7 protein-coding genes and 1 tRNA gene are annotated in these 9,731 nt (G+C 65.8%); 2 read left to right on the top strand and 6 right to left on the bottom strand.

All coding sequences use genetic code 11. From position 1 onward, the window contains the following. The first annotated feature begins 4 nt into the window (after nt 1-4). Both HPS01S_RS18615 and HPS01S_RS18610 read left to right on the top strand, forming a co-directional pair. On the top strand, nt 5-1,459 hold the full coding sequence (locus tag HPS01S_RS18615) for an undecaprenyl-phosphate glucose phosphotransferase (RefSeq protein ID WP_066159587.1): 1,455 nt from the start codon (nt 5-7) through the stop codon (nt 1,457-1,459). Continuing rightward, nucleotides 1,449-2,339: a hypothetical protein gene (locus HPS01S_RS18610; RefSeq protein ID WP_133156608.1), complete on the top strand. Its 891-nt coding sequence runs from the start codon at nt 1,449-1,451 to the stop codon at nt 2,337-2,339. Before HPS01S_RS18615 ends, HPS01S_RS18610 begins: the two co-directional genes overlap by 11 nt. Nucleotides 2,340-2,352: 13 nt before the next feature. On the opposite strand, the gene HPS01S_RS18605 is transcribed toward HPS01S_RS18610, so the two are convergent. From HPS01S_RS18605 to HPS01S_RS21880, 6 genes are all read right to left on the bottom strand, one after another. Then, nucleotides 2,353-3,468 carry a polysaccharide deacetylase family protein gene (locus HPS01S_RS18605; RefSeq protein ID WP_066159581.1) on the bottom strand — a complete coding sequence of 372 codons (1,116 nt, stop codon included), beginning with the start codon at nt 3,466-3,468 and terminating at the stop codon, nt 2,353-2,355. Between the two features lie 19 nt (nt 3,469-3,487). After that, the gene (locus tag HPS01S_RS18600; protein WP_157576456.1) at nt 3,488-4,339 is read right to left on the bottom strand and encodes a glycosyltransferase family 4 protein; all 852 of its coding nucleotides are present in this window, start codon (nt 4,337-4,339) and stop codon (nt 3,488-3,490) included. Then, nucleotides 4,291-4,399 (bottom strand) — tRNA-OTHER (locus HPS01S_RS21885). The genes HPS01S_RS18600 and HPS01S_RS21885 overlap by 49 nt, the downstream gene beginning before the upstream one ends. Before the next feature lie 299 nt (nt 4,400-4,698). Beyond that, nucleotides 4,699-6,657 carry an asparagine synthase (glutamine-hydrolyzing) gene (gene asnB / locus HPS01S_RS18595; RefSeq protein WP_066159576.1) on the bottom strand — a complete coding sequence of 653 codons (1,959 nt, stop codon included), beginning with the start codon at nt 6,655-6,657 and terminating at the stop codon, nt 4,699-4,701. Beyond that, nucleotides 6,657-7,553, bottom strand: a complete 897-nt coding sequence (locus tag HPS01S_RS18590; protein ID WP_066159573.1) for a glycosyltransferase family 2 protein — start codon at nt 7,551-7,553, stop codon at nt 6,657-6,659. The genes asnB and HPS01S_RS18590 overlap by 1 nt, the downstream gene beginning before the upstream one ends. 186 nt (nt 7,554-7,739) lie before the next feature. Then, on the bottom strand, nt 7,740-9,380 hold the full coding sequence (locus HPS01S_RS21880; RefSeq protein WP_157576453.1) for a PKD domain-containing protein: 1,641 nt from the start codon (nt 9,378-9,380) through the stop codon (nt 7,740-7,742). Nucleotides 9,381-9,731 lie beyond the last annotated feature (351 nt).

The following is a 9,731-nucleotide window of genomic DNA, read 5'->3' as shown; positions in this document are numbered from 1 at the left end:
TTCCATGGCACTCTCGAAGAGACCCCATCGATCCATCCTCAAGCGCCGCGGAAGCATCTCCACGGCGGTGCAGGCCGTGGTGGACGTGGTGGCCGTGATGACCCTGTCCCTGCTGCTGATCCAGAAACACATCGGCACCGTCACCACGCCCTATTCCGTGCTGCTGCTCCTTCTGGCCATGGTGATGGTGTTCGCCTACAACCAGTTCGGCGTCTACCGCAGCAACAGCAGTTTCACGCGCAAGGCCCTGACCCTCTTCAAGGCCTGGTCGCTGACATTCGGCTTCCTGCTGGTCGTCGGTTTTGTGACCAAGCAGACCGATGTGTTTTCCCGCCTGCTGCTGGGGCAGCTGTTCATCGCGGGCTATCTGCTGCAGGTTTTTCTGCAGTACCTCAGCCGCGAGATCCAGATCCGGGTCATGGTCCACGCTCTGCCTGCCGAGAACGTGCTGATCGTCGGAACGGGCAAGCTCGCGAGCTATCTGCAGAACAAGATTTCGGGCAACCCGTGGCTGAACCAGAAGGTGGTGGGCTGTCTGGAGCTGCCCTCGGCCGCGCAGGTCAGCGAGGCCAGGGCGGGCGCCACCCTGTACGAAAGCTCGGACTTCGCATCGCTCAAGGAGCTCAACATCATCGGACCGCTCGACCAGATGCTGTCCATCATCGAGCGCCACGACGTGCGCACGGTGTATTTCGCCATCCCCCTGGGCGAGTCCGACCTGATCGAGAGCCTGTATTTCCAGCTGCTGGACCGCCATGTGTCGGTGCACTGGGTGCCGGACATCTTCTCGCTGCTGCTGGTCAATCACAGCGTCCGGGAAATCGCGGGACTGCCCGTGCTGACCCTGTCTGAAACCCCGCTGACAGGCACCAGGCTCCTGCTCAAGGCCCTAGAAGACCGCATCCTGGGGTTGCTGATCCTGATGGTGATTTCGCCGGTCCTGCTGATCATCGCCGCGGCCATCAAGCTCGACAGCCAGGGCCCCGTGTTCTTCCGGCAGGCGCGCATGGGATGGAGCGGGCGGGTGTTCCACATCTGGAAGTTCCGCAGCATGTATGTGCACCAGCCCGAGGCCGGCGTGATTCGCCAGGCCACCCGCAACGACCCCCGGGTGACCCGCGTGGGGGCCTTCCTCCGCAAGACCAGTCTGGACGAGCTGCCGCAGGTCTTCAATGTCCTCATGGGCGAGATGTCGCTGGTGGGACCCAGACCGCACGCGGTGCAGCACGACGAGCTGTACTCCAAGGGCATCAACGCCTACTTCGCCCGCCACAACATCAAACCCGGCATCACGGGACTGGCCCAGGTGCGGGGCCTTCGAGGCGAGACCACCGACATCGAGCGCATGCAGGCGCGCATCGAAGCGGATATCGAGTACATCAACAACTGGTCGCTGTGGCTCGATTTCTCCATCCTGCTGCGCACCCTGGGCGCGCTGACGGGCAAGAATGCGTACTGAACTCGCCAGGCCGGTGGAAGGGGCGCAGACCTTCTGGAACTACGAACCCAGCCAGCCGCGCCCGCGCATCATCGTGGCCCGGTGGCGGGCCCGCCGGACGCGACAGAAGCCCCCGGTCTGGAAGCCTGTGGTCCCGGCCAGCGGAGCCGGCCGCTGGCTCATGTACTTCCTGTACGCGCCCCAGGGCCAGTTGTCGACCCAGCACCGGTTCACGCTCCAACGCCTCGCATCAGAGGATGCCTCGGTGATGATCGTGTGCGCCTGCCCCCCCGGTCACCCGGTGCTCGATGAGCTGAAGCGGCACTGCGATGCGCTGTACTGGAAAGGGACGGATGGCTTTGACTTCTCGGCCTACGCGATCTGCCTGAACGAGCTGGCACAACGGGCTCCAGGCTCCGATGTGCTGATGTTCAACGACTCCGTGCTCGGTCCGTTTTCCCCGCTGACTCCCTTTGTCGAGCAGGCCCCCTGGCGGGTGGCGGGCCTGAGCGCCAACGCGCTCGAAGAGAACCACCTGCAGTCCTTTGCCCTGATCGCCCGGCAGGTCGACGCGGAGCTGCTGAAAGTGATCGCGCCGGTGATTTCCACCGAGTGGTGTTACGACTCCTCCGAATCGGTCATCCTGCTGCAGGAGACCCTGCTGGCCCGGGTGGCCAGCCCCCACGTCAGCGTGGGCGCCTACTGGTACGCAGATGGCTCACGCCATCTGGACCTGTGCCTGAATTGCCCGGAACAGATGATCGACGCCGGCTTCCCGCTGCTCAAGCGCTCGCTGTTCGGCAAGTTCGTTGGCCGCTTCCAGAGCATCGCCTCCATGCAGGCGCTGCTGCACCGGCTGGATCACCCCGCCGTGATGGGTTTTTCGCCCAGAAAAGACTGAGCTGCCTGCAAAGTCACGTGGCGTCGCCGCCGCAAGGGTCCTGGCTCACCCTGTCCAGTCCCGGGTGCAGTCCGCTCATGCGCCAGGCCAGACGGGCCTCGGAGAAGCGCCCGTTCCGGTCCTGCGCATGCTGCGCGTTCATGTTGAAGCGCTGCAGGCGGAAGAGGTCTGCACCGGGTGCGTTGCTGCCCCAGCGGGTGGTGACGGCCGCCCGGTAGCCGGCCTCGCGGGCCTGCGCCACACACCGCGAATCAAAAGACCCGTTGGGATAGCAGAAGGTGGTCACCGGCGTGCCGAGCACGGCTTCCAGCTTCTGGCGGGAGCCGGCGATCTCGGCGCGCAGTTCGTCGTCCGTGCACTGCGGCAGCAGCGCGTGGGAGTGGGAGTGGCTACCAATCTCGTGACCGCGGGCCACGAGGTCTCTCATCTGCTCGACACTCATGAACCCATCCCAGCCGGGCCGCTGGGCGGGGGGCAGCACGCCGCTGGCGCGCCGCATCCAGTCCTCACGCTGCGCGGGGCTCCAGCGCTTCGTGTGCTCCAGCGCGGCTTCAACGGTGAGGTGGCCCGCCACACCGCCCAGCTCCCCGCCAGGGTGCAGTTCGACGAACAACGCAAGCGCCGCGCCGCGGTCCGTGGATCCTGACCGAACGCCCTCTCCTGACAGTTGGTTCACCAGCCAGGCGACCGAGACCGCCATGGTGTCGTGCCACAGCGGCGTCGAATCCTCAAGAACCTGGCTGGGAACATAGAAGCTGGCGGTCACGCCATGCTTCTCCAGCACGGGCAGCGCGTTCTCGTAGTTGTCGAGCTGGCCATCGTCGAAGGTGATCGCCAGCAGTGGCCGGCTGGCTATGCGACCTTGTTCCCACAGCCCGAGGGCGGCATCAAGCGACTGGCACTGGAAATGACGGGTGAGAAACCGGAGGTGGTCGTCCAGTTCGTCCGGGGTGACGGCGAGGCCCGGCAATGGGTAGACCCGTCGCTGCGGCCCGGTCAGGACGCGGTGGAAGGTGACGATGGAGAGTCTTTGCGCGAGCCGACGCGACGGCGCGGTCACGCGTGCCACCGAAAGGGCTTGGCCGCAGGTGTCCCGGACCAGGGCCTTGAGGGTCGAGACCGCGCTCATGGCAACTCCCTGCGCGCGCTCATGCGCTGGCCCCGGCGAGCGGAGCAAAGATCTCACGCAGCTGTTGCGCCGACCGGTCGACATCGTGCCGCTCCAGCGCCCGCGCCCGCGCCCCTTCGCCCATGGCTTGGAGCTGCGGGGCCTCCGTTTCGAGGCAGCGGCGCATGGCCTGCGCCAGCTCCAGGGCGTTGCCGGGCGCCACAACCCAGCCGTCCTGACCATCGCGCACCAGCTCGGGAATGCCAGACACGCGTGTGGCGATCACCGGCCTCGCACAGGCCATGGCCTCCATCAGCACGACCGGCAAGCCCTCGGCAAAGCTGCTGAGCACCAGCGCGCGCGAGGCCTCGATCTCCTTGCGCACATCGGCACCCGAAATCCAGCCGGTGATGCGCACCCGGTCCGCCACCCCGCGCAGCTGGCAGTGCTGTTCGATGGCGGACCGGAGCTCGCCGTCGCCCGCCAACACCAGCTCGGCCTCCACGCCCTGGCGACGCAGCTCGCCCAGCGCGTCGATCAGCACGAACTGCCCTTTCTCCGAGCTCAATCGCCCCACGCAGACAAAGCGCCGCACCGCGTTGAACGGCTGCGCGGGAGGCGCACGGTAGCCCTCGTCCAGTCCGCAGTGCACCACCGAGATCTTTTTCCAGTGAGAGGGCTCCACCCAGCGGCACAGCTGGCTTCGTCCGTACTCGCTGACCGCGACCACATGCGCCGCACGGCGCACCTTCTCGGGAATGCCGATGAACTGCGCTGCGTCCGTCTCCACCGTGCCGTGCGCTGTGAAGCTGAAGGTGCCGCCGTTGATCTGTGCCGCCAGCATGGCCACCGTGGCAGGGTTCGAACCGAAGTGCGCGTGCAGGTGCGGCACTTTTTCCTTGTGCATCCAGTTCCCGACGATGCAGGCCTCGACCAGATAGGCCACATGGTGCAGCAGGCTGCGGTCTGCGCGACGGGACAGCCGCCACGCGGAACGGGCCGCGGCCATGAAGGCCCTCGGCCGTCGCACCACGGCCGCCATCACGTGGGCGAGCGTGGACATGGCGCCCGCGCCCAGCACGTAGCGCGTGCGCCGCAGTTCCTCGACGTCCGCTGAGTCGGGGCTTCCGTCCGACGGCCCTCGGATCGCAAAACGCAGCACCTCGACACCCTGCCGCTCCAGCGCTGCGATTTCTCTGCGGATGAAACTGTGGCTGACCTTCGGATACTCGCTGATGAGGTAGGCCACCCTCATGGCGCGGACTCCACCGACAGACCATGCCGCCGCGCCCACGATGCCAGCGCGTACAGGCACCAGATCCGCGTCCAGTAGAGACCTGGGGCGCCCGCCTGGTAGGCGCGCCAGAGGTCGGCCACGACGGTCGGCGCCAGCCCCACGCTGGCCATCAGGTCGCGGTCGGTGAGCACCGCGCCCACTTCCGAGCCCAGTGCGCCAAGCAGCCAGTGGTCGTAGGGCAGCTCGAAGCCCGACTTGGGCCGGTCGAACAGGGCCGGGTCCAGCCCCTGAAGCCCCGCGCTGCGCAGCATCGACTTGGAGCGCACGGGTTGGAAACGGACGTCGTCCGGCAAGGACGCCACCGCTTCGAGCAACTGCTGATCGACCAGGGGCAGGCGGGTTTCAATGGAAGCGGCCATGCTCGTCGAGTCGGCGTCGCGCAGCAGGCGCTCGCCCAGGAACAGGCGCTGCTCCAGCATGGCGATGGACGACAGATCGCTGCGTCCGTCCACCTCGGTGCGCAGTGCCGCGACCACCTCGGACGGCAGCCCCCAGTAGCCCATCTCCAGCCCATGCGCCGCCGTGCCCAGCAGGCTGCGGTGGGTGTCGGGCAGAAACAGTGCATAGGCACACTGGTAGAGCGCCAGCAGGTCGTCCCCGGCCTCGACCATGGTCGGCAGCTTGGCCCAGCGGGTCTGGGGCCGGAAAGCCCCACCATCGGGCGCCTTCCAGCGCGCAAACGCCCGCGCGCCGGCGTTGCGCAAAGCGCTCGGAACGAAGCCAAGGCGGCGCGACCATGCCGCCATCGCAGGAAGGTCGCGGAACGAGGTGTAGCCACCGAACAGCTCGTCGCCTCCGCTGCCCACCAGAGCCACCTTGAAGCCGGCCTGTGCGACGGCCTGCGACATGAAGAACGAGTTCAGGCCGTCAAAGCTGGGCTGGTCCAGGCTGCCCATGGCCTCGTCCAGCCGATCGACAAATCCCTCCTGGCGCAGAACGATCTCGTGGTGCTGCGTGCCGATCGCTTTGGAGACGGCCCGGGCGATCTCGCCTTCGTTGCGCTCTTGCTCGGCAAACGCGAGTGTGAAGGAGTGGACCGGGTCGCGGGAAACGCGTTTGGCCACGTTGGCGATGGCGGAGGAATCCACTCCACCCGAGAGGAAGACCCCGAGCGGCACATCGGAAGCGAGGTGGCGGCGCACGCTGTCTTCGAGCGCCATGGCCACGTCCTGGTCGGTCGATTCACCCGTGCGCGGCAGCGCGGCCTGCGTCCAGTAGCGCTTGCGCCGCAGCTCGCGCCCATCCTGGGCATACACCCTCATCTCGCCCGGCCACAGCGACTCGATGCCATCGACGATGGTTTCCGGCGCCACCGTGAACCCGTTCCAGACCATGCTGGCCACGGCAGACCGGCGCAGGCGGGGCTTGCGCAGCAGACCGGAACGCAGCAGCGCGCGCACCTCGGACGCGAACGCGAAGGTCCAGTCGCCCGAGGCGTCGGGATTCTTCATGAAATACAGCGGCTTGATGCCCAGCGCGTCGCGCGCCAGCAGCAGCTCGCGGCGACGCGGGTCCCACACGGCCAGCGCGAACATGCCGCGAAGCTCCTGCACCGCGTCGAACCCATGCATGCTGATGAGCCGCAGCATGGCCGCGGTGTCACCGCTCGACCACAGCGTCTGGCCCTGGGCGCCGAGCGCCCTGCGGATGTCGATGTAGTTGTAGATCTCGCCGTTGAGCACGGTGACGTCGCCGCGCTCGGGGTCCGTCATGGGCTGCGAGGCTGCCGAAGTGAGGTCGAGAATCGACAGCCGCCTGTGCCCGAGCATGACGCCCCAGCCACGGGCGTCCGCCGGCCCCATCCAGATGCCGTCGCCATCCGGTCCCCGGTGCGCCATGGCGTCCGTCATGCATTGCAGCGCGAGGCGGTTCGCCTCACCGACGCGTCCAACGATTCCAGCCAGGCCGCACATCAGGCACGCCCCGTCAGTTCGCGCGCCGCGCGGGCCTTGCCGACCAGCAGCGCCCGGAGCTGGTAGGCGCGCAGGAAGCGCCGGAACTCCGGGTTGTCGTAGCGCGGCTTTCGCTGCAGGGCCGCCTTCAGCCAGCCCCACAACATGGCTGCACTGCCGAGCACGTAGGGTTTCTGGTTGACGCGCGACAACGCGCTCGCCGCCATGAACAGGAAGCCGGTCCCCATGAAGTACTGGCCGTAGCCGTGGCGCATGCGGCCGGTGTAGATGCTGTCCTGGCTGGAGCCCATGGGTCGCAGGTGCACGAAGCGCAGATCGGGGTCGTCCCAGCTGCAGGCGATCCAGCCCTTCATGCGGCATTGGTGGCAGTCGATGCCATCCCACATCACCTCGCGCACAAAGCCGCCGATCGCCTCGAAGCAGCTGACCCGGTAGAACTTGGTCATGCCCAGCGACGTTTCATCGCCATGGCGCTCTGGAATGAGCTGGCCGCCTTCCTCCACGTAGGCCTTGCCGCTGCAGGTCGCGATACGGGGCTCATCGGACATGCGCTGCATCAGGATCTCGAAGTACCTGGGTGGCAGACGCAGGTCCAGATCCAGCTTGCAGACAAACTCGTAGTCCTGCGGATGGATCGCTGCGTATCCGGAATAGAAGGCATCCACAACGCCCGGACCCACCGCACGGTGACCACGGTCCTGGCGGGTGACGATCTGGATCCAGTCGTGGCGGGCCGCGTATTCGGCCAGGATCTGCGGCGTCGAATCGCTGGAACCGTCATCGACGATGACCCAGCGGGCCGGGCGAACAGACTGGCTCACCACGGTGTCCAGCGTCTGGCGCATGTACTTCGCCTCGTTGCGGCACGGCGAGATCAAAACATAACGCTGTGTCATATCTGGGTTGTGCACATCTTGGGTTTTGGGCCCCGCAACTGAGTCGGCAGTATTCAGCTGGGTACTGGAAGGGATGGTACACGCAACAATTTGTACCTGTTCCAGCGCAAGCGCTCGCCAGACGTCGGCCGGATATGAGGCCTGCGTTTTGGGGCCACCAGCCGGTCAATGGGCAAGGCGCAGCGGCTACTTGGTGAAGAACGGGCCCACCCAGTCGGGCGGTAGCAGCTTGTAGGAATTGCCAAGCTGGTTGATGTTGGGCACGCCACCATCGGCGCGGGTGTTGCCGCGTGATGACATGCGACGCCCCATCAGGATGAACTCGGTGTTCGTGTTCGGGCCACGGTGGAACACGTTGTTCTCCAGCACCACGTCTTCCAGGCCTTGGCGGCTGTCGGGGCCGTTGTTCTCAGGAGCTGCTCCGCCGGTGAAGGAGTTGTTGTCCGTGGCGTCTCCCAAGCGGTTGTTGGCAATGACGATCTGCCTTGATGCCCAGGTGGACCCCGAAATGCCATAGTTGTCGTCGTAGGCGCCCAGTCCTCCAGAGTGGATCTTCAAGGCATGGCGGGTGCCGTCGGATGAGCGTCCCCGCAGTGCGTTGTGCGCGATGAACCCCTTGTTCATGCGCCACAGACGCACCGTGTGCTGCTGGGCCGTGCTCATGTCGTTGCCCATGATGACGAAGCGGCTGCCTTCGCCCGCCATGTTGATGTGCGGGAGCGTTGTGCTTCCCCTCAGCTGGTTCTCCACCACGAACAGCTCGCGTGGCTGGAAATACTGGTCCGGTGCCAGCTTGTGGTGTTGAACAATGTAGGCCAGCGCACTTGCGAGGCTTATCTGGGCAGCCAGGAAATCACCCGTTGGCACATCGAAGGTGTTCCGGTACAGCAACAGACGAGACATCGTCCCGAACTGTTCGAAATTCAGAAGAATGTGGAGATCCATCACGGAGATGTCCTGAGGGAACGCCGCAGAAGAGGGTCTTATCGACCCAACCAGCACACGACTCACCCGCGGCTTCGCACCGGTTCCGAACGCCCCCACCTGCACGTTCTGGCTGCCATGTCCGATCTCGATGGACCCGAACGTCTCGCCTCGGCGCAACAACACCCGGCGGCCGTTGAGCGCTGCCGAGTTGGGCACCATCACCACGCGCGACGCCCCGTCCGGGCAGTCCGAGAAGTTGCCCACCGTCGACACGCAGATCGTTTTCGTCCCCGCGTAGACCACGTTGGGGTCGAGCACCTCCACGCTGACCGAGCGCTCAGAGTACCCCCCTGCCAGATCGGCTGCACGAACACGCACCTGGTAAGTACCCGGATGATCGAACACGTGCGCAGCCAGCGGACCACCCGACTGCACATTCTTTGGCAGACCCGATATCGCCCACGTCTGGCCCCGCTCGTCACCGAAATTGAACGAATAACGCACTTGGTGGAACGGGTGCTGACCCGCCAGACTGGAGGTGGTGCCCGTGGCGTCAAACTGCACCGCCAGCGGCGCCGGACCACTCAAGCGCGTGGCGTCCAGGCTTGCCGCAACCGTGCGGGATGACTGAGCGCTGCCCGGCGTTTCGCTCCGCTGGTCGGTGGCGCGGTAGACCACCTGCGTGAGAGTGCCAGCCCCCGTCGACGATGCCCCCAATCCACCGAGAGACTTGCGATCCCAGGGCTCCGGCGACGCTACCAGATCGGACTTGCTGGCAAGGGTCTCAACTAGGCCCGGGGAACTGACTCCCGGCTGTGCTGGACCGCAGGCAGCAAACATCGACACGCTGGCCAGCGCTGCCAGCAACATGGAGAGACACGAACTGGCAGGGATCGGCATTTGTTCCTTCCCATGGGGCTGCGTCGCCCCGGTGTCGTTTGGCCCGAAAGAGCTGGGTGCAGGGCGGCAGCACACACACCATCAGCAACTGAGCCCATTCTATGAAGAACGACAGCAGTCTTCTGAGACGATCACTTCGAAGGAAAGACCGGAGCAGCAGACCAGCAGGCCTCTGCCACAAAAGGTACTACGGACGAAATGCAACAGTGCCATCCTTGCTCACTGGAGGTAGAACGGCCCCACCCAGTCGGCCGGCAGCAGCTGGTACGAGTTGCCGAACTGGTTGATGTTGGGCACGCCACCATCGGCGCGGGTATTGCCGCGCGACGACATGCGGCGTCCCATCAGGAT

The sequence above is a fragment of the Hydrogenophaga pseudoflava NBRC 102511 genome (assembly GCF_001592285.1).
Classification (GTDB): domain Bacteria; phylum Pseudomonadota; class Gammaproteobacteria; order Burkholderiales; family Burkholderiaceae_C; genus Hydrogenophaga; species Hydrogenophaga pseudoflava.
The sequence above is the reverse complement of the archived record's forward strand: the minus strand, read 5'-3'. Positions and strand labels throughout refer to the sequence as shown.